The organism is Pseudovibrio sp. W74, from assembly GCF_001623085.1.
In the GTDB taxonomy this organism is placed as follows: domain Bacteria; phylum Pseudomonadota; class Alphaproteobacteria; order Rhizobiales; family Stappiaceae; genus Pseudovibrio.
This window is the reverse complement of record NZ_LMCJ01000004.1, coordinates 102474-121264: the sequence shown is the minus strand read 5'-3', so window position 1 is coordinate 121264 and position 18791 is coordinate 102474. Positions and strand designations below refer to the sequence as shown.

Genomic DNA, 18791 nt, shown 5'->3' with positions numbered 1-18791 from the left:
TTGGGTGTGCCTAACCTCGCGATTTCAGGAGTTTCGAGCTGTTCACGGCATCATGAGAGGTCAGGATGAAGCGTGGTTTTATCCCCCCGATAGACTGTTTGATCGCATTCGAAAGCGCAGCGCGGCACGGCAGTTTCACGCGTGCAGCTGAAGAATTGTTCCTGACGCAAGGCGCAGTCAGCAAACAGGTGCGCCTTTTGGAAGGCCGCTTGGGTGTTGAGCTGTTCAAACGGATTCGCCAGCGCATTGTTCTGACGGATGCCGGGCGTATCTACCTGCATGACATCCGCGGCACGCTGGAAAAGATGACCAGCGCCACCCGTCAGGTGATGTCCTTTGCCGGCAGTGAGGATGTGCTCAACGTCGCCGTGCTCCCAACCTTCGGCACCCGTTGGCTCGCCCGCCGCCTCCCCCGTTTCCACGAGCGCTACCCGGAAGCCAGCTTCAACCTCTCCGTCCGTCTGCGCCCCTTCGATTTCTCGGTAGAACCGTTTGATGGAGCGATCCACTACGGAGAACCTGTCTGGGCAGGAGCCATCGCAGAGCCACTGTTTCAGGAAGAAGTCATTCCAGTCGCCTCCAGAGCATTCCGCGACAGACACAGCCTGCGCACACCGGAAGACCTGATTGACGTTATGCGCCTGCACCAGTCAACACGGCCAGATGCATGGCAAAAATGGTTCTCTCTGGCGGGTGTAGAAACAGATGGCGCCTTTCAGGGCCCGCGTTTCGATCAGTTCACCATGATCTCACAAGCCGCCGCCTCCGGTTTGGGTGTGGCTCTGGTACCAAAGTTCTTTATTGAGGAAGAGCTCGCCGCAGGCACACTGGTCCGCCTGTTTGACATCAGCCTGAAACTCTCCTCCGCCTACCACTTCGTCTACCCCGAAAACCGCACCCTGCGCCCAGTCGTAAAATCCTTCAAAGCATGGCTCCAGGAAGAAGCCCACGAACAGCAGTTGGACCGGGAGACATTGTTGCCGGGGTAAGGGTGAGTGGTTCAAATACTAGTAAAAGGGAAGCTTCTCTCCCTGCGCTATAGTTAGGCGACAAAGTGTGATTTTAAGAAGGTCCATCGCGTAAATAAGCAGGAGCCCCATATGCTTTAAAGATTGAAGCGCTATATTTGAACTCTCCTGATCGTTGAGCGAAAATTACAACATCAATTGCCCTGTCGTACATTTTTATATGACCGAACTGCTCATCTAGCAGGCAGACTGCAACTCCCCACAACGCTGCTGCTGGTATTTGGGTGAAGAACTTATTCAGGTAAAATCGTTCACCTTCTTCGCGTGTTTCGAAACCCAAAGCGCAAAAATCAGTATCGAGTAGAAATTCTAGAACAAAGCCAAAGTGCCATGCATAATTTGAAAAACTGTTTTTATGGTCTGTATAAAAGTGTACCCAACTACGCAGATTATTAGTTGAGTTCACCGTTTCTAAATATTGCCGCAAGGCCGAGTCAAAAGCGTTGTGGCCGTGAATAGTGCGAATGCCGCTACCTTGCAGTGTGCATTGATCCAAAATGTCAGCATTGTTTTTTTGGAGTTCAAAGAGATTATTCTCAAAAGCCATCTTTCGATTTGCTTTGTTCTGCTCGTTTAGTGCTTTTCTTTGCTCCTCAAGCATGTGCTTTGTGCCCTGCGCTTCTTGAAGAGCAGTCCGCAGTTCTATGCGTGCAATTCTCAAGGCTTCCTGCTGCTGCAAAATACCGAAAACTAGCCCTGCCAATGCGAACCCAGAAAAAAGTGCGTTTATCGCACCAAACTGGTCTCCAAATGTGCCTCGTTGTTCGAGAGGCAGATATGATCCAAGAGCAACTGTAAAAAACCAGAAAAAGATAACGCCAATAATTGCAAACTTCAGCCATTGCTTATGCGTTAGCCTTGCTACCTTTGGCTCACTCTCAAAATCCATTGATAAAATCCTTTTGCATTGTGCATGCTTGATATGGTCATTCCTTATCTGATTAGGATCAATGTGGGTAGCTGCTCAGAGGCTATCTTCAATCAAAAATAGTAGGATGATCGGGGTCCATAGCAAGTGAGTAAATGCGGTGGATTTGCTCTTTCGTGACGCGATGCGTGGAAAGTGGAGGGAGTTCCGTCATTGGAATAAATTGGACTGCGCTGGTTTCAGTGGTGCTTTGTTCCAGTGAACCACCAACAACCTCACAGAGAAAAAAGCACTTATATGAATGCGGTACCTGAGGCGGATGATCATGCTTGTGCTTATCAAAAAAGGCAAGTAACCGGGTGGCTTGCACCTTTAGCCCTGTCTCCTCAAATACCTCTTTCTCTATAGCTTCCTTGGGTGATTCATTGACTTCACACCACCCTCCGGGAAGTGTCCACCGCGCATCGCATCGCTCCTTCACGAGCAGTATTTCGCCCTCTTGTATAACGAGACCGCGAACGTCCATCTTGGGTGTTGCATAGTGGGTATCAACAGCGAGCCACTCTGCTATCTCATCGCTTGGTAGGCCAGAGGTAAGGCTCATCATCTCACCGGAGATACTTTTAAGCCGCTCGTAGCGTTCAATATCAAACGTGTCTTTTGAAAAGAGGAGCCCATTGTTGGCAATGGCGCCAACTTCTTCTGCATATCGAAGCAACTGGGAGATATTGTCTGATTGCTCTTTGGAAGCTGCCACGGGGTAATCCTTTTAAAAACTGGAAAGTGAAAAAGGGAGAACTAAAAGTGGCATTATGCCTTCAAACGAGTGGCTAGGGCTACCCCAGCTCATAGCTTGCAAAGCTGTAGATCTTGTCGAGGGGGAGGTTGGGGTCTTGGCCCTTATACATTCTGGCGGTAGCGAACACGGGTGATAGGTCGTAGCGCTCTGCCAGTTCCACGGCTTGTTCATTAGGCAAAGGCAGATCAATGTTGACCATCTGCCCTTTGGCGCTGCCAGCAAGGGCGCGGAACAGCAGATCAGCCCCTTCAGGAGTTTCAGCGGCCATTGGGCCAATACGATACCCATCACGAGCCGCACGGATAACGCCGTAACCGCGAACAATACCCTCTTCAACCAGATAGAGGCCCCGGCGCATAGGGTTCATTGGCTCCATCCAGCGTTCCAGAAAAGCGGAGCGTTCTGCGGGAAAGTAGTTGCGATCATATTCTATAATGCTCGGCAAAATGCCCTTGCCAATGATGGAAATACGCTGATCCATAGGCATAGTGACATCAGACAGACCGCTGTAACGCATATTCTGATGAACGAGCCTGAAGCCGGACTTCGCGTAATTGTCTTGCTCTTCCACTACGCCATCAAGGCCAATCGTCCGCCCTTCCAGCCGTTTCATGGCGGCATTCCATATAACGGCCCCGAGGCCTTGCCTGCGAAACTCCGGATGACAGATGTAAAAGCCGAGAAAGCCATAGGCCTCACCGTATTGAACGGCAGACACCATAGAAACCAGCTGATTGTTTAGATAGCAGCCAAGAAAACCGCCGGGATCCGCCGCATAATAGGATTGTGCATCATCTTCACCCGGATTCCAGCCCTCTTGGGCGGCCCAATCCAGCATGGTCAAAATGCCATCTTCATCCATAACGCGAATTTCAGTGTCCAGCGGAGCCATCGGAAGCCTCTTTCATCAACCCGGCAAAGTTATGTGTAAACTGACGTAAGAGAGTCAGCGTAGCGCAGTATGGTTAAAGAGGAGATGAAAGGCTTTCATCTAATTGGACCATGCAGAAACTGCGGACTGCAGAACTTTATGAGGAAAAGAAACCGGACGCGATAAAATGCAGATGGAGCCACGGAAAAATCCGATAATCTGACGCACAAACCGCATACATGGGTAGGAGACGTCGCGATGAAGGTTCATGGTAAAGCATACCGTTCCATTTGGCCGCTGGAAGCTGGAAAATCTGTCGGGATCATCGACCAGACCTGCCTCCCTCATCGTTTTGTCGAGGTTGAACTGCGTAATCTGGAAGATGCAGCGGTTTCCATCAAGGACATGTGGGTTCGAGGCGCCCCACTGATTGGCGCAACAGCTGCCTTTGGTGTTGCACTGGAAATGGCGCGGGACCCAAGCGATGCAGCACTAAGCAATGCGTGGCAGGTGCTCCATGCAACCCGCCCCACCGCAATCAACCTGCGTTGGGCGTTGAATGACATGCAAAGCCTGCTCTCAGAGCTGCCATTGGAGCAAAGAGCGGCAGCTGCGTGGAAGCGGGCCGTCGAGATTTCTGATGAAGACGTGGCCTGCAACGAATCCATCGGCAAGCACGGCCTTAAGCTGATTGAAGAGATCGCCGCGCAAAAGAGTCCGGGCGAGACCATCAACATCCTGACTCACTGCAATGCGGGCTGGCTGGCGACCGTGGACTGGGGGACAGCCACCTCTCCGATCTATCAGGCCCACAACAAAGGCATCAAGGTCCATGTCTGGGTTGATGAAACCCGTCCGCGCAATCAGGGCGCTGGCCTGACTGTATGGGAGCTGGGAGAGCACGGCGTGCCTCATACGTTGCTTGTCGACAATGCAGGTGGCCACCTCATGCAACATGGCATGGTGGATCTTTGCATCGTGGGAACAGACAGAACAACTGCACACGGCGATGTCTGCAACAAAATCGGCACCTACCTCAAAGCGCTGGCAGCCCATGACAATGGCGTCCCATTCTACGTGGCTCTGCCTTCCTCAACCATCGACTGGACCGTTGCTGATGGCCTGAAGGAAATTCCGATTGAAGAGCGCGGCGGCGAAGAGGTCGCGTGGATCTCGGGTGAAAACGCGGAGGGCAAGGTTGAGAAGGTGCGCATTTGCCCGCCAGAGACCCCTTTGTCCAACTTCGCGTTTGATGTGACGCCATCAAAGTACGTTACCGCCCTGATCACCGAGCGCGGTGCCTGTGCAGCTAGCAAAGAAGGGCTCGCAGCGCTGTTTCCAGAGCGGGCAAACACAGACGCCTGATAGAACTAAGACAAACGGATACCTTGCCGCTAAGCCATCACTCTTCAATGTTAGGGCAGAAATCCAAGTTGATTTTATTGGGAGGGACATATGTCCTACGAGAATATTCTGGTTGAGACACGCGGCAAGATTGGCCTGATTACGCTAAATCGCCCGAAAGTATTGAATGCATTGAACAGCGACCTGATCGCTGAGCTTGATGAAGCGCTGAACGTATTTGATCGTGACCCTGAAATTGGCGCGACAGTCATCACCGGCTCCGAGAAAGCCTTCGCGGCGGGCGCTGACATTAAAGTGATGGCAGAATACGACTATCCGCAGACCTATCTGATGGACTTCATCACCAGCTGGGATCAGATCGCGCAAAAGCGTAAACCAATCATCGCAGCGGTCGCAGGCTTCGCGCTGGGCGGCGGATGTGAGCTTGCCATGATGTGTGATTTCATTCTGGCAGCAGAATCTGCGCAATTCGGTCAGCCAGAGATCAAACTTGGCGTTATGCCAGGTGCAGGTGGTACACAGAGATTAACAAGGCTTGTTGGCAAGTCAAAAGCAATGGAAATGTGCTTGACAGGCCGTATGATGGATGCATCAGAGGCTGAGCGCGCTGGCCTGGTTTCTCGTGTTATCGCAAATGAAGATTTGGTTGCTGAAGCAATCAAAGCTGCTGAAAAGATTGCAAGTTTCTCGACTCCAATTGTTATGATGACGAAGGAAAGTGTAAACCGTTCTTACGAAGTAACACTTGCTGAAGGCATTCGTTTTGAGCGTCGTTTGTTCCATTCTATGTTTGCAACCAGCGATCAAAAAGAAGGTATGAAGGCATTCATTGAAAAGAGAAAACCTGAATTCGAAGACGGATAAGCCGTTTTTAGGCAGGTCTACACCTTTTTTCGTTGACGAGGCTCAGACTCCCAACTATAAGCGCTCCACAACCAGAGGCGGATTTTGTTCGTCACTGAATTCGTTTGATCGGGGCGGCTTTGGGCGGTCTCGTTCGCGATTTGAAAACAGTTCTTACTGACAGATCAGGACAGAGCCCATGGCCAACACTCCTTCGGCCAAGAAGGCGGCACGTAAAATTGCTCGCCAGACGGCCACTAATAAGGCTCGCCGTAGCCGCGTACGTACATACGTTCGTAAAGTGGAAGAAGCAATTGTCGCGGGTGACCAGACAGCTGCTAACGAAGCATTCAAAGTTGCACAGCCTGAGATCATGCGTGCATCTACTAAAGGCGTTATGCATGCGAACACTGCGTCTCGCAAAGTATCCCGCATGAATGCCCGCATTAAGGCACTCGGCGCCTAATCCAATTTTTTTGGACTAAAAAAGCCCGGTCGTATGGCCGGGCTTTTTTGTTAGCTGGATAAGCTTACCCTAGGATAAAACTGGGGCATTTTCACGGCGGATAGCCTGTGGACTAGTCTCGGAGCCTGTCAAGGAAAATCCTTAAAAAACAATGGATTGGCTCTAGGTTAAAATTGTCACAGTTGAAATAAGCAGATTCTTGGTGAGTCAAGAGATGGCCGGATAAATTTTTTTTATTCGCTTCCCGGGCCCACCATTAACCAAGCGCATATCGAGAAAGTTGTTGAGTTCACTGCTTTTTGCCGAACTTAGCCGTTGACGACATATGAGCTTGACCTTGCGTCACAGAAAGGGCATTTGCGTTTTGTAAACTTTCCGCTATTGCGGGACCAAAATCGGCTGTGTATGGTCAAGAAGAAGTCGGGTTGCTACCCGATCCCAGCATACAAGTTAGAAGAATCGAACCAGGGTCGGGCAAAGCTGGTCAGATGGCGTAAAGTCTAGGCGTTGCATTTTATAGTAATTGCAATTTAGACTACTAGAGTTATTGCGTCATTTTGCTGCTATTGTTGCTTTTCCTTCTGATTTTTCTTGAATTTCGATTTTGAGTCTTTTTATAGTGGCTTACTCATTTGGGTGAGCAAACGTAATGCGTCTAGGTTAGTAAATGGAAGTATCTATGCATGAGTCCTATGCAGGTGATCGAAGCGTAACGGAAGTTTTCGAGAGCCTTAAAGCTGATGGTTCTGCAATTCTTGTAGATGTAAGAACCAACGCTGAATGGACCTTCGTAGGCATTCCGGATCTTTCCAAATTGGAGAAGGAAGTCATCCTTGCTGAATGGCAGGGTTTCCCATCCAATGGCCCTCATGAGGGCTTTGCGAGTCAACTTTCTGACGCATTGACGCAAAAAGGACTTGACCAAAACGCTGCAATCTTCTTTTTGTGCCGCTCTGGAGTTCGGAGTAAGGCAGCAGCGATCGCGATGACAGCCCTTGGCTATAAAAACTGCTACAACGTGGCAGACGGCTTTGAAGGCGGTCATGATGCTGAAGGTCATCGAGGCTCGGTTTCTGGGTGGAAGGCTCAAGGTCTTCCGTGGAGCCAAGGATAGCTCCCAAGAAATATTAGAATTTAGCAACGGTGTGTGGGCGCCACACCGATGTGATGTTTTTGTCTAATGGCAACGAAATAAAAAAGCGTCTGGTTCAACAAAGCTCGAAATGAGCGCAATAGATTTGATGGTTGAGTATCTGTGGCGGAATACTCAACGGCTGCAAGGAGGCGAGCATGCACGTTCAGGAAGCTCCAGGGCCGGAGCAATGGGATCGCGTTAAGAAACGTCTACGTGTTGAGTTGGGTGAAGATGTATTCTCCAGCTGGTTTGCACGTGTAGACATGGAAGGGCACACCAACGGCACCGTTCGTTTGTCTGTTCCTACGCGGTTTTTGAAGCAATGGATTCAGTCTCATTATTCAGAGCGTCTGATGGGACTTTGGAAAAATGAATGTGATGACATTCATAAGATCGAGCTCACCGTTCGCGGTGCCGTTCGTCCCCGTCCTGCAGCGGCTAAGCCAGCTGCACGCCCAGCACTGGGTGGCAAGACTGATATGCGCCCAATTCAGGTAAATGATCCTGTTGGTCTGCGCGCAACGTCCCCAATGCCATCCATGATGGGCGGTCGAGGTGGTCGTTCCGACCTTTCCTCTAAAGACGTACTCGAGGGGGCATCCCTCGATCCGAAATACGTCTTCGAAAGTTTTGTTGAAGGTGAATCCAACGTTCTGGCTCTTGCAGCAGCAAAGCAAGTTGCAGGCGGCGGTGTCGTAACCTTTAACCCGCTTTACCTCCATGCTTCTGTAGGTCTTGGTAAGACCCACTTGATGCAGGCGATTGCAAATCAGGCCCGTATGGCTGGTCGCCGTGTTCTGTACCTCACCGCAGAGCATTTCATGTACCGCTTCGTTGCCGCGCTTCAGGCGCAGTCTGCAATGTCCTTCAAGGAAACTCTACGTTCTATCGATCTTCTTTTGATCGATGACATGCAGTTCCTTCACGGCAAGCAGGTGCAGCAGGAGTTCTGCCACACTCTTAATGCATTGATTGATGGTGCTCGTCAGGTTGTTGTTGCAGCTGACCGCGCTCCGGCTGAATTGGAAAGCCTGGATGATCGCGTTCGCTCCCGCCTGGCAGGTGGTTTGGTCGTAAATATCTCCGAACCAGATTTTCAGCTTCGTCGCGCTATCATTGAAGATCGTATGCGTGCTCAGCAGCGCTCATACCCGAACTTCACTGTGCCGGAGGCCGTTCTGGACTACGTTGCACGCAATGTAACCTCTTCAGGTCGTGATCTGGAAGGTGCTCTGAACCGTCTCGTTGCACATAACCAGCTGACAAACTCTCCGGTAACTCTGGAAATGGCTGAAATCACTCTGCGTGATCTCATCCGTGCAGCTGAACCACGCCGCGTTAAAATCGAAGACATTCAGCGCGTTGTGTCAAAACATTATAACGTCACAAAAGCAGATCTGCTTTCTGCACGCCGGACACGCACCATCGTGCGTCCTCGTCAAATCGCTATGTATCTCGCTAAGATGATGACCCCACGTTCTCTGCCAGAGATCGGTCGTCGCTTCGGCAATCGTGACCACACAACAGTACTCCATGCAGTTCGTAAAATCGAAGAGCTCTCCAAGGCAGATAACGGTCTTGCGCAGGAGCTGGAGCTGCTGAAGCGTATGCTGGACGCCTAGAGCGCATTCCATTTGATTGGCTTCAATCAAATGATCTGAATGAGCTCAAGGAAAGAACTTAGAGCACGATGCGTGAATGCAGCGTGCTCTGATAAGCGTCCTCTACACGGAGCCATCTGGACTCCATGCAGGAATTTGGTGATTATTGGGGCGCTGCTTGCAGCGCCCCTCTTGCATTTTGCGAGCTAAACGTGCAGTTTGAACGACCCTGCACGAGGTTAAACTCGGCATAGTGGGCAAGTGCAGACCAAGTGGGCCTCTGCACTGAAACTGGGCAATTTGTATTAGTAATTCGCGGAGTTCGCTGCACCGGCGCGATGCTCCGCCCAGAAGAATGGACGTTTCGCATGAAAGTGACACTTGAGCGGACCGAGCTTTTGAAGTCTCTGACCCACGTACACCGTGTGGTGGAACGGCGGAACACCATTCCGATCCTCTCCAACGTGATGCTGCAGGCTGAAGGTGGCAACCTCAAGCTTAAGGCAACCGATTTGGATCTTGAGGTCGTGGAAAGCATCGCGGCAATGGTCGAAACGCCAGGTGGAACCACAGTGCCAGCTCACATGATCTACGAGATCGTGCGCAAGTTGCCAGATGGTTCTCAGGTTGTTTTGGAAACGTCTGGTGATGACAGCACTATGGAAATTCGCGCCGGGCGCTCCCGCTTCGCGCTGCAGATCCTGCCAGTCACTGACTTCCCTGACCTGACTGCTGGTGAGTTCACTCACAGCTTCACCATGACCGCCGGCGGCATCCGCAAGTTGATCAACAGCACTCAGTTTGCGATCTCTACGGAAGAAACCCGCTACTACCTCAATGGTATCTACATGCACTCTCTGGATATCGGAGAAGGCCTGCGTTTCCGCGCTGTCGCAACTGACGGACACCGCCTCGCTCAGGCTGAGCTTGAGGCGCCGGAAGGCTCCGAGGGTATGCCTGGTATCATTGTACCGCGTAAAACCGTTGGCGAAATTCAGAAGCTGCTGGATGATCCGGAAGTTGAGATCAAAGTTGAGATCTCTGAAACCAAAATCCGTTTCACCATTGGTGATATCATCCTGACCTCAAAACTCATCGACGGAACCTTCCCGGATTATGAGCGCGTCATTCCAAAAGGAAACGACAAGGAACTGCGCGTTGATCGTGATGCCTTCAAGGAAGCAGTTGATCGCGTGTCCACCATCGCATCTGATCGTGGCCGTGCAGTCAAAATGTCCCTGAGCGAAGGCAAGATCGTTCTGACGGTCACCAACCCGGACTCTGGTTCTGCGACTGAAGAAGTTGCAGTTGAGTACGACAACGAAGAATTCGAGATCGGCTTCAACTCCAAGTACCTGTTGGATATAGCAGCTCAGTTGGAAGCAGATTCCGCTCTCTTTACGCTTGCAGATTCTGGTTCTCCGACCCTCGTTCGCGATGAAGGCAGTGATGAAGCGCTTTATGTGCTGATGCCAATGCGCGTATAAATGTTTTGCCCTCGGTCCTAAGCCGGGGGCATTTTTTCTTCTGCTACATATTCCCGAAAAATGGCGGCCAATTTTCGGATGAGAATATGCTCAAAATTCATGTAACCAAAGAGAGCCTGAATGTCGGATCCAGTGCCTGTGGCGCTTACTCGCCTCGCGCTAACGGATTTTCGAAACTACAACGCAACAAGCGTTGAGTTGAACAGCCGAATGGTCGCTTTTGTTGGCGATAACGGCGCAGGCAAAACCAATATTCTCGAAGCAATCTCCTTTCTCTCCGCTGGCCGTGGTCTCCGCCGCGCAACCCTTAGCGATATTGCCCGCGCCGATGGATCTGGCGGCTGGGCTGTCAGCGCGATCTTAGATGGAGAATTTGGTGAGACCCGCATCGGTACAGGTTTAACTGCCGGAGAACCGGGACGCCGCGTCCGCATTGACAGCGAAGAAGCTCGTTCTTCCGAAGCTCTCCTGGAATACCTTCGTGTGTTGTGGTTGGTCCCGTCCATGGATGGCCTGTTTACGGGCTCAGCCTCTGATCGACGCAAATTTCTCGATCGTCTGGTCCTCTCCCTCAATCCGTCTCATGGCAGAATGGTCGCAAGCTTTGAAAAAGCATTGCGCCAGCGAAACCGCCTGTTGTCTGAGGGCGGAACGCCCGAATATCTCGATGCCATCGAAGCGCAGGTTGCTGAACTGGGCACCGCTGTCGCTCTGGCGCGCAGTGAAACCGTGAGTTTGCTGGCCAAAACACTGGAAGCACAAAAGCAGCTTGGCCTCCCCTTCCCGTCCGCAGAAATCCACCTGCAAGGCGCGTTTGAAACCGCGACCATCGGCATGAGCGCATCAGATCGGGAAGATTGCTATCGGGATTTGCTGGTGGAAGGCCGCTTCCGCGACCGTGCCGCCGGACGTACTCTGGATGGTCCGCACCGCTCTGACCTTTACGTGGTTCATAGCGAAAAGCAAATGCCCGCCGCGCAAGCTTCAACTGGAGAGCAAAAAGCGCTTCTGATTGGCTTGGTTTTGGCACATGCAGACCTCACCTCATCGATCTCCGGCATGACCCCGATCCTGCTGCTGGATGAAGTTGCGGCCCATCTGGACCCCGGCCGCCGCGAAGCTCTCTTTACACGGCTGGAAGTTCTGGGTGGTCAGGTCTTCATGACTGGCACCGACGAAAACCTCTTCAAAGATCTGCCAAGTGCGGCACAGATTTTCGAGGTTGCAAACGGTGGTATTGCGCTAAGCTAAAAGTGTCATCATTGAGCTGGCTTGAAGGCAAGCCGCTTTTATCTCGCTTGTCAGCGAAATATCCTTGTGATTAGTCTTGGGCGGTATTCTGGAAAAGCAGAGACAAGCTTTCCGATGAGAATACGCGAACTGCGTTAAGCGCCTTATCTCTGACCTAAGTGATCCCCATGGACTTGCAAATTCTCCTCGTATTTGGGGCAACTCTGTTTGTTGTTGCCATCACACCTGGCCCTGCGATTACGGCACTGGTTTCGCGTACACTCGGTTTTGGGTTGCAAGGCACTCTCACATTTGTCTCTGGCATGCTGATTGGCAGCATGTGTCTGTTTATTCTGGCAATCCTGGGCCTGGCAAAACTGGCGAGTACTTATGTACTGGCGTTCACCATCGTTAAATATGCAGGCGCTGCCTATTTGCTGTTTCTGGCTTGGAAGCTCTGGCGTGCCAGTGGTCTGCAGACAGCGCAGGCAACTGAAGGCACCGCCGCCATAACGCCAAACACCAAAAGCAATGCCAAAACACTTGTCTCCGGCATGCTGATCACGCTTTCCAACCCTAAAGGCTTGCTGTTCTATGCGGCTTTGATGCCAAGCGTGGTGCCTATGGAAACCATCACGACCATTGGCTTGGTTGAGTTGATGTTTGTTACGCTTGCCGTGTTGTCACTGGTCTTTGCAATCTATATTGGTGTGACCGTACGGGCACGAAGCCTCCTGACCTCAGAAAAAGCCGTGACACGATTGAATAAGAGCGCGAGTGTTGCAATGTTTGGCACCGCTGCCGCAATCGTGGCGCGATAAGAAGAGCAATAAAATGGAATTGGCAGTTCTTTTGTTTTTTGCAGGAACCTTGTTCGCTGCAGCCATCACACCGGGTCCCGGTATCGCCGCTTTGCTTGCCCGAATTTTCGGACAAGGCATGCGTGGCACACCTATGTTCGTTGTGGGTATGATCTGTGGTGATCTGTTTTGGTTTACGCTCGCAATCATGGGGCTGGCAGCCATCGCGACCAATTATGCGATCATTTTCATGGCGCTCAAATGGGTTGGAGCCGCCTATCTGCTATACGTCGCCTGGGGGATGTGGAACTCAAAAGGCGTATCCCCAACGCAAGATGGTGATGCAGCTGTAGAGGCGTCCTCACGTTTTACAGCCTTGCTTGCTGGTCTCTCAATGAACCTGTCCAACCCAAAGGTCGTGATCTTTTATATGGCGCTGATGCCGAACATCGTGCCCATGGATAAGATCAACCTGCTGGCTTATTGGGAACTGGCAGCAACCATGGCCAGTGTGTTGTTCATCGTCTTCGGCATCTATGCCTATTTGGCGGTCTCTGCAAAGAAGCTGATTTCGTCGCAAAAAGCATTCCAGCGGCTGAACCGAAGTTCCAGCGTGGTAATGGTCGGCGTGGCAGCAACCATGGTGACCCGCTGAGCAATCTGCTCTTTGAGACGGCGCTTGCGGAAGACTGCGGCGCCGTAAACTGAAGAAGTGCTCGTCACCACGAAAGAACTGCCGCAGTTTTATGGATGTAACCAGCCTTGCCCTGTTTGGTGGCACGCTTTTCACACTAGCGATCATTCCCGGCCCTGCCGTTTTTGCAATCATCGCCCGCGCTATGAGCTTTGGCAGCAGCGGTGCAGTGCTGTTCTGTTTGGGGCTGTTGAGTGGTGACCTGCTCTGGTTCTCCATGGCTGCACTGGGATTAGCAGCAATTGCCAGCAGTTTTTCAGGAGCCTTCGTGGCTTTGCAGTGGTTAGGTGCTGCGTATCTAACCTATTTAGCCTGGGGCATCTGGAAGAGCGCAAATGCAGCTCCTTCCGAGGATTACAGCAACTCAATCCCACCACAATCTTCTGCGAAGACATCCTTGTTTGCTGGGCTATTGTTCAACCTGTCAAACCCCAAGGCAATCATGTTCTACCTCGCGCTTATGCCCAATTTGGTCAGCGTTGAGGAAATGAGCCTGCTGGGCTTTGTTGAACTCGCCGCTGTGCTGTCAGCCACCTTACTGATCATCAACGGTGCCTATTCATTTCTGGCAGTCAAACTTTGCCAGTTCTTGTGGTCAGAAAAGACGATGTACTTGATTAATCGAATGGCTTCTCTGGGACTTCTCGGCATCGCAGTCCTGATGATTACACGGTAGCAATAGCACCGATAAGTCGTTTCAATTTTCAGAAAATGCCAGGCACAAAAATGAAAACTTGGGGTGCTAATCGTGCAAGCAAATCCATGGGATGCACGCTAAGGAAATTATCCCCCCTTAAAAATAGTGTTTATGCAATATTTCCCTTGGTTTACGAGCGCTTAAACTCCCAGATTGCTTGAACCATTTGCCCAACCAATTATAACATGAACCCTAATGAAAACCGTTGTGTGAAGTGATTCGAATGAGCGAAACGTCGACCCCTGAAAATGGCGGACCTGAGCAGGAAAATGGCGCAGGTGAATACGGTGCAGATTCCATCAAAGTGCTGAAAGGCCTGGATGCTGTACGTAAACGCCCCGGCATGTATATCGGTGATACCGATGACGGCTCGGGCCTGCACCATATGGTCTATGAGGTTGTCGACAACTCCATCGATGAAGCGCTGGCCGGTCATGCTGATTATGTGACCGTTACGTTGAACGCTGATGGTTCTGTCTCGGTAACCGATAACGGACGCGGTATTCCGGTAGACATTCACTCTGAAGAGGGAATTTCTGCGGCTGAAGTTATTATGACCCAGCTCCACGCTGGTGGTAAGTTTGACAGCAACTCCTACAAGGTATCCGGCGGTCTGCACGGTGTGGGTGTTTCTGTGGTGAACGCACTGTCCACCACATTGGAGCTGCGTGTATTCCGCAATGACAAAGAGCACTTCCTTCGCTTCCATCACGGTGAGGCTGAAGCTCCTTTGAAAGTTGTCGGCGACGCTCCGGGTAAATCCGGTACTGAGGTGACCTTCACTCCATCTCCTCAAACCTTCACTAAAATTGAGTTTGATTACGACACCCTTGAGCACCGCCTGCGCGAGCTGGCTTTCCTCAACTCCGGTGCCCGTATCATCCTGACAGATAATCGTGGTGTTGAGCCTCGCGTTGAAGAGCTCTACTACGAAGGTGGTCTGGAAGCTTTCGTTCGTTATCTGGATCGTGCCAAGCACCCACTCATCGAAGAGCCTGTTACAATGATTGCCGAAAAAGACGGCATCACTGTAGAAGTGGCGATGTGGTGGAATTCCAGTTATCACGAAAACGTTCTGTGCTTCACAAACAACATCCCACAGCGTGATGGTGGTACGCACCTTGCTGGTTTCCGCGCAGCTCTGACACGTCAGTTGACCGGCTACGCAGATTCATCAGGGATCCTGAAGCGTGAGAAAGTAAACCCAACTGGCGAAGATTGCCGCGAAGGCCTGTCCTGCGTGCTTTCTGTGAAAGTGCCGGACCCTAAGTTCTCCTCCCAGACAAAAGACAAGCTGGTTTCTTCAGAAGTCCGTCCGGTGGTTGAGAACCTCGTTGGTGAAGCGCTTTCTACATGGCTGGAAGAAAACCCGGCTCCGGCAAAGTCCATTGTTTCCAAAGTGGTGGAAGCTGCGAGCGCTCGCGAAGCTGCTCGTAAAGCTCGCGAGCTCACACGCCGCAAAGGCGCGCTGGATATCGCGTCCCTACCCGGTAAGCTGGCCGATTGTCAGGAGCGCGATGCTTCTAAAGCTGAACTCTTCATAGTGGAGGGTGATTCCGCGGGTGGCTCTGCCAAACAGGGCCGTGACAGATCAAATCAGGCTGTGCTGCCGCTGAAGGGTAAGATCCTGAACGTCGAACGCGCACGTTTTGATAAAATGATCTCCTCGCAGGAAATCGGCACACTGATCACTGCATTGGGAACCGGTATCGGCAACGAGGAATTCAACCTCGAAAAGCTCCGCTACCATAAGATCATCATCATGACCGATGCGGACGTCGACGGTGCGCACATTCGTACGCTTCTGTTGACCTTCCTCTTCCGTCAGATGCCTGATCTGATTGAGAACGGCTACGTCTATATCGCTCAGCCTCCGCTTTATAAGGTTACGCGCGGCAAGTCCGAGCAGTACCTGAAAGATGAAGCGGCCTTTGAAGAATACCTGATCGGCAGTGGTCTGGATGAGACGTCACTCAGCCTTGCAAGCGGCGAAGTGCGTATGGGCGAAGACCTTCGCAGCGTCGTGAACGAGGCGCGTGAAATCTCCGACGTTCTCAACGGCCTGCATTCCCGCTACAACAAAGCTGTTGTCGAGCAGGCTGCAATCGCCGGTGCGCTGAACTCCGACAACCTGCACAACCACGAAAAAGCGCAGGAAGCTGCAGCTTACATTGCGCGTCGCCTGGACATTCTGGCCGACGAGTTTGAGCGTGGTTGGGAAGGTGAAGCAACTGAAGAGGGTGATCTCATCTTCAGCCGTGTTGTTCGCGGCGTGAAAGAAGTCACCACGATTGATGCTGCCCTACTGGCTTCTGCAGATGCGCGTCGCCTCGACAGCTACTTCAAGCATCTGGATGAGGTCTATCACAAGGCCGCATCTTTGGTGCGTAAAGACAAGTCTGTCGAAATTCGCGGCCCACAAGCCCTTCTGGAGGCTGTTTACGCGCAAGGGCGTCGTGGCATCTCCATGCAGCGCTATAAGGGACTGGGTGAGATGAACCCAGAACAGCTTTGGGAAACCACGCTGGACCCGAATGTACGCTCTTTGCTGCAGGTGAAGATCAAGGAAGCGGATGCCGCGGATGACATCTTTACCAAGCTGATGGGCGATGAAGTTGAGCCGCGCCGCGACTTCATTCAAACCAACGCTCTATCTGTTGCGAACCTCGACGTTTAAGCAACGCACAAGCGTAAGAAACAACAAAAGCCGGATGCTTCTGCACTCCGGCTTTTTCATGCCTTGCTCCAGCCTAAGGCTGGCGACGGTCTAAATGGAAAGACTAAGGAAGGTGTGCTCTGACATCCAGCGGTCAAACAGGAAGCTCACATGCCCACGCGCAGCGTTTGCAGCTTCTTCAGGCGTGCCATTGCAATGCGTTTCGATGATCGCAATATGCTTTTCATGAATGTCAGCACCATTGAGTGGAATGTCTCGGTGAGACAGCGTCACACGATGCATATGGAGCGCACAACGTTCCAGAATTGGCTCTAGTCCGCGCAAGTTTGCCTGACGGAACAGGGTTGCATGGAAGAGGCGGTCATAAGCGCTGCAAAGAAACACCTCGTTGTCATCGGCTGCCTGGCACATAGCATCTAGAATTTCAAAGAGCCGATCGCGCGTCTCGCCTGAAATGTTAGAGGCAATCATTCGTCCGGCTTGCTCTTCCAGCTGCATGCGGATTTTGACAATCTCGACAGCTTCAGCGCGGCTGATACCCGCAACGCGAGTACCTTTGTAATCGTGCCGTACCACTAGGCCGGACTGCTGAAGTTTAAGCAAGGCCTCACGTACAGTTCCCTGCGCGCAATCACACGCATCAGCTACCGTCTGTTCGGCAATTGCTTCACCAGGCTTAAGAGCACCAACGATGATCTGTTCTTCCAGATAAAGATAGACAGCGTCACTTTTACGATTGCTGGTGGATGACCAGGGAGAAATTCCAAAGCGAGAAACGAGCGAGCGGTCCGAGATCGAGTGCAGCATGACAGAAAGCGCTTTTTTTTGGATAGAGACGAATCCGAGAGCACATTACACTAAATAGCTTCGGATTTCTCATCACAGGAACACCATAAGCACGTATAGCGTGTAAACTATGTTACGTGCAATTGTAAAATATAGTTCCTTAGGGGTAGGGCGTATTGTTGCGCCCTTCATTGTAACTATTATTTAATCGAATAAAAAGACACAATTTCAAAGCTATAAATTCTAATTAATTGGCAGTTTTGAAGAGTTTCAACCAACGGAACAGGAAATACAGCAGACAAAAATAAATTAATTTAGCCAGCTAATTTGTCCACAAAAGAAGGAGCACATAGAGGCGATTATGTGCTCCTATCCAAAACTATGCGATCAGGATTCTGGTTTGATCATCACAGTTCCAGAAGCGTAGGCGTAAATTTTGCCTTCTTCGTCGACGATTTCTCCGGCAGAGATCCCGGTCTGGCGCGTCATGCTGACCACGCGGCCTTCAGCGTAAAGAACCTGCCCTACCTTAATGGGACGTATGTACTTGACGTTGAGTTCTGAGGTGCCGCGGAAATTGAAGGCGTCTTTGAGCTTAGTCTGAACCGCAAGAGAAAGAACGGAATCCAGCGCTGTTGCAGCATAACCGCCATGCACTGTACCGCCCGGATTGAGATGATCATTCGTTGGCATGCATTTAAAACGAACCAGGCCATCCTCAATGCAATCAAGGTCTACATTCATGGTTTCCGCCATTGGCGGACGATTGCCCGCTTTCTGCATGGCTTTCAGGAACTCCAGTCCTGACATCACTTTTACATCCATCTTTTCAATCCGTCCTATTGAAAATCTTTGAGATAAAGGCGTAATCCTGCAAGTGATTGCTGGTGTTCAATCAGATTACGCAATGAAAACAATGCTCAAATGAACTTGAGCGCCCAGCTTAAAGCCGGGTGAGAAGCGCCTTGAGATCGTCCCTCTCACGATCACTCAGCTCCGCAAGAAATCTGGCGTTTGCGTCTTCGGTTAAACTGTCAAGAATTTCAGAAACTTCCTGACCTTGCTTGGTGAGGAAAATATGCTGGGTCCGTCGGTCTTCCGGGCTTGCTTTGCGCTCCAGATACCCGGCGGGGCAAAGCCGGTCCAGCACACCGGTAAGTGTTGCATTGTCCAGTTCGGCAGCCTTGCCCAGTTGAGACGTTGTGCATCCGTCCTGAACAGCAAGGGCTTGCAACACAATGGATTGGACCGGTGTGAGGCCCAGTTCTTCCAGTTGCTTCTTGTAGAACCGCGCACCACTTCTGGCGCTGCGGGAAAGCAGATAAAAAATGCAATTATCTAAGCGCATCACAGACACTCCATAAATTTTGCATACAAATAGTTTGCACACAAAATATAGCGGCGCAATTGATACTTTGGACGGGGAGAAAGGAAGCTACAGCAA

18 protein-coding genes are annotated in these 18791 nt (G+C 51.3%); 12 read left to right on the top strand and 6 right to left on the bottom strand.

The genetic code is table 11. From position 1 onward, the window contains the following. The first annotated feature begins 65 nt into the window (after nt 1–65). A complete protein-coding gene (locus tag PsW74_RS03725; RefSeq protein ID WP_063305815.1) occupies nt 66–989 on the top strand; it encodes a LysR substrate-binding domain-containing protein in 924 nt (307 codons plus the stop codon). 73 nt (nt 990–1062) lie between these two features. On the opposite strand, the gene PsW74_RS03720 is transcribed toward PsW74_RS03725, so the two are convergent. The 3 genes from PsW74_RS03720 to PsW74_RS03710 all read right to left on the bottom strand — a co-directional run bounded on the left by PsW74_RS03720 (nt 1063) and on the right by PsW74_RS03710 (nt 3587). Then, nucleotides 1063–1917: a hypothetical protein gene (locus tag PsW74_RS03720; protein WP_063286287.1), complete on the bottom strand. Its 855-nt coding sequence runs from the start codon at nt 1915–1917 to the stop codon at nt 1063–1065. A gap of 88 nt (nt 1918–2005) precedes the next feature. Then, entirely contained in the window at nt 2006–2653 is a 648-nt protein-coding gene (locus tag PsW74_RS03715) for an NUDIX hydrolase (RefSeq protein ID WP_153041640.1), read from the bottom strand. Between the two features lie 79 nt (nt 2654–2732). Next, entirely contained in the window at nt 2733–3587 is an 855-nt protein-coding gene (locus tag PsW74_RS03710) for a GNAT family N-acetyltransferase (RefSeq protein WP_063286288.1), read from the bottom strand. Between the two features lie 237 nt (nt 3588–3824). Here PsW74_RS03710 and mtnA point away from each other — a divergent pair, with 237 nt between their 5' ends. The 11 genes from mtnA to gyrB all read left to right on the top strand — a co-directional run bounded on the left by mtnA (nt 3825) and on the right by gyrB (nt 16561). After that, on the top strand, nt 3825–4931 hold the full coding sequence (gene mtnA / locus PsW74_RS03705) for an S-methyl-5-thioribose-1-phosphate isomerase (protein ID WP_063286289.1): 1107 nt from the start codon (nt 3825–3827) through the stop codon (nt 4929–4931). Nucleotides 4932–5021: 90 nt separating this feature from the next. Further along, on the top strand, nt 5022–5795 hold the full coding sequence (locus tag PsW74_RS03700) for an enoyl-CoA hydratase (RefSeq protein WP_057463137.1): 774 nt from the start codon (nt 5022–5024) through the stop codon (nt 5793–5795). A gap of 178 nt (nt 5796–5973) precedes the next feature. Beyond that, nucleotides 5974–6240 carry a 30S ribosomal protein S20 gene (gene rpsT, locus PsW74_RS03695; RefSeq protein ID WP_057463136.1) on the top strand — a complete coding sequence of 89 codons (267 nt, stop codon included), beginning with the start codon at nt 5974–5976 and terminating at the stop codon, nt 6238–6240. A 679-nt stretch (nt 6241–6919) separates the two neighbouring features. After that, nucleotides 6920–7354: a rhodanese-like domain-containing protein gene (locus PsW74_RS03690; RefSeq protein WP_057463135.1), complete on the top strand. Its 435-nt coding sequence runs from the start codon at nt 6920–6922 to the stop codon at nt 7352–7354. Nucleotides 7355–7530: 176 nt separating this feature from the next. Further along, nucleotides 7531–8997, top strand: a complete 1467-nt coding sequence (gene dnaA, locus PsW74_RS03685; protein ID WP_057463134.1) for a chromosomal replication initiator protein DnaA — start codon at nt 7531–7533, stop codon at nt 8995–8997. Nucleotides 8998–9344: 347 nt separating this feature from the next. After that, nucleotides 9345–10463, top strand: coding sequence for a DNA polymerase III subunit beta (gene dnaN / locus PsW74_RS03680; RefSeq protein ID WP_063286480.1), 1119 nt, complete (start codon nt 9345–9347; stop codon nt 10461–10463). A 120-nt stretch (nt 10464–10583) separates the two neighbouring features. Further along, nucleotides 10584–11714 (top strand): DNA replication/repair protein RecF, encoded by a 1131-nt coding sequence (gene recF, locus PsW74_RS03675; protein WP_063286290.1) that lies wholly within the window; start codon nt 10584–10586, stop codon nt 11712–11714. Between the two features lie 167 nt (nt 11715–11881). Continuing rightward, the gene (locus PsW74_RS03670) at nt 11882–12514 is read left to right on the top strand and encodes a LysE family translocator (RefSeq protein ID WP_063286291.1); all 633 of its coding nucleotides are present in this window, start codon (nt 11882–11884) and stop codon (nt 12512–12514) included. Between the two features lie 13 nt (nt 12515–12527). Then, the gene (locus PsW74_RS03665) at nt 12528–13148 is read left to right on the top strand and encodes a LysE family translocator (RefSeq protein ID WP_063286292.1); all 621 of its coding nucleotides are present in this window, start codon (nt 12528–12530) and stop codon (nt 13146–13148) included. Between the two features lie 91 nt (nt 13149–13239). Then, entirely contained in the window at nt 13240–13863 is a 624-nt protein-coding gene (locus PsW74_RS03660; RefSeq protein WP_063286293.1) for a LysE family translocator, read from the top strand. Between the two features lie 244 nt (nt 13864–14107). Further along, on the top strand, nt 14108–16561 hold the full coding sequence (gyrB, locus tag PsW74_RS03655) for a DNA topoisomerase (ATP-hydrolyzing) subunit B (RefSeq protein ID WP_063286294.1): 2454 nt from the start codon (nt 14108–14110) through the stop codon (nt 16559–16561). Nucleotides 16562–16651: 90 nt separating this feature from the next. Here gyrB and PsW74_RS03650 read toward each other — a convergent pair whose 3' ends face one another. The 3 genes from PsW74_RS03650 to PsW74_RS03640 all read right to left on the bottom strand — a co-directional run bounded on the left by PsW74_RS03650 (nt 16652) and on the right by PsW74_RS03640 (nt 18695). After that, nucleotides 16652–17368 carry a GntR family transcriptional regulator gene (locus tag PsW74_RS03650; RefSeq protein ID WP_057463128.1) on the bottom strand — a complete coding sequence of 239 codons (717 nt, stop codon included), beginning with the start codon at nt 17366–17368 and terminating at the stop codon, nt 16652–16654. A gap of 366 nt (nt 17369–17734) precedes the next feature. Continuing rightward, a complete protein-coding gene (locus PsW74_RS03645; RefSeq protein WP_057463127.1) occupies nt 17735–18172 on the bottom strand; it encodes a PaaI family thioesterase in 438 nt (145 codons plus the stop codon). Between the two features lie 118 nt (nt 18173–18290). Continuing rightward, entirely contained in the window at nt 18291–18695 is a 405-nt protein-coding gene (locus PsW74_RS03640; RefSeq protein WP_057463126.1) for a MarR family transcriptional regulator, read from the bottom strand. Between the last annotated feature and the right edge of the window lie 96 nt (nt 18696–18791).

Excerpts from the sequence above, each read along its gene's own strand:
- PsW74_RS03725 (WP_063305815.1), top strand. The coding sequence starts at position 66 with ATGAAGCGTGGTTTTATCCCCCCGATAGACTGTTTGATCGCATTCGAA.
- PsW74_RS03720 (WP_063286287.1), bottom strand. The coding sequence starts at position 1,917 with ATGGATTTTGAGAGTGAGCCAAAGGTAGCAAGGCTAACGCATAAGCAA.
- PsW74_RS03710 (WP_063286288.1), bottom strand. The coding sequence starts at position 3,587 with ATGGCTCCGCTGGACACTGAAATTCGCGTTATGGATGAAGATGGCATT.
- mtnA (WP_063286289.1), top strand. The coding sequence starts at position 3,825 with ATGAAGGTTCATGGTAAAGCATACCGTTCCATTTGGCCGCTGGAAGCT.
- PsW74_RS03700 (WP_057463137.1), top strand. The coding sequence starts at position 5,022 with ATGTCCTACGAGAATATTCTGGTTGAGACACGCGGCAAGATTGGCCTG.
- rpsT (WP_057463136.1), top strand. The coding sequence starts at position 5,974 with ATGGCCAACACTCCTTCGGCCAAGAAGGCGGCACGTAAAATTGCTCGC.
- PsW74_RS03690 (WP_057463135.1), top strand. The coding sequence starts at position 6,920 with ATGCATGAGTCCTATGCAGGTGATCGAAGCGTAACGGAAGTTTTCGAG.
- dnaA (WP_057463134.1), top strand. The coding sequence starts at position 7,531 with ATGCACGTTCAGGAAGCTCCAGGGCCGGAGCAATGGGATCGCGTTAAG.
- dnaN (WP_063286480.1), top strand. The coding sequence starts at position 9,345 with ATGAAAGTGACACTTGAGCGGACCGAGCTTTTGAAGTCTCTGACCCAC.
- recF (WP_063286290.1), top strand. The coding sequence starts at position 10,584 with ATGTCGGATCCAGTGCCTGTGGCGCTTACTCGCCTCGCGCTAACGGAT.
- PsW74_RS03670 (WP_063286291.1), top strand. The coding sequence starts at position 11,882 with ATGGACTTGCAAATTCTCCTCGTATTTGGGGCAACTCTGTTTGTTGTT.
- PsW74_RS03665 (WP_063286292.1), top strand. The coding sequence starts at position 12,528 with ATGGAATTGGCAGTTCTTTTGTTTTTTGCAGGAACCTTGTTCGCTGCA.
- PsW74_RS03660 (WP_063286293.1), top strand. The coding sequence starts at position 13,240 with ATGGATGTAACCAGCCTTGCCCTGTTTGGTGGCACGCTTTTCACACTA.
- gyrB (WP_063286294.1), top strand. The coding sequence starts at position 14,108 with ATGAGCGAAACGTCGACCCCTGAAAATGGCGGACCTGAGCAGGAAAAT.
- PsW74_RS03650 (WP_057463128.1), bottom strand. The coding sequence starts at position 17,368 with ATGCTGCACTCGATCTCGGACCGCTCGCTCGTTTCTCGCTTTGGAATT.
- PsW74_RS03645 (WP_057463127.1), bottom strand. The coding sequence starts at position 18,172 with ATGGATGTAAAAGTGATGTCAGGACTGGAGTTCCTGAAAGCCATGCAG.
- PsW74_RS03640 (WP_057463126.1), bottom strand. The coding sequence starts at position 18,695 with ATGCGCTTAGATAATTGCATTTTTTATCTGCTTTCCCGCAGCGCCAGA.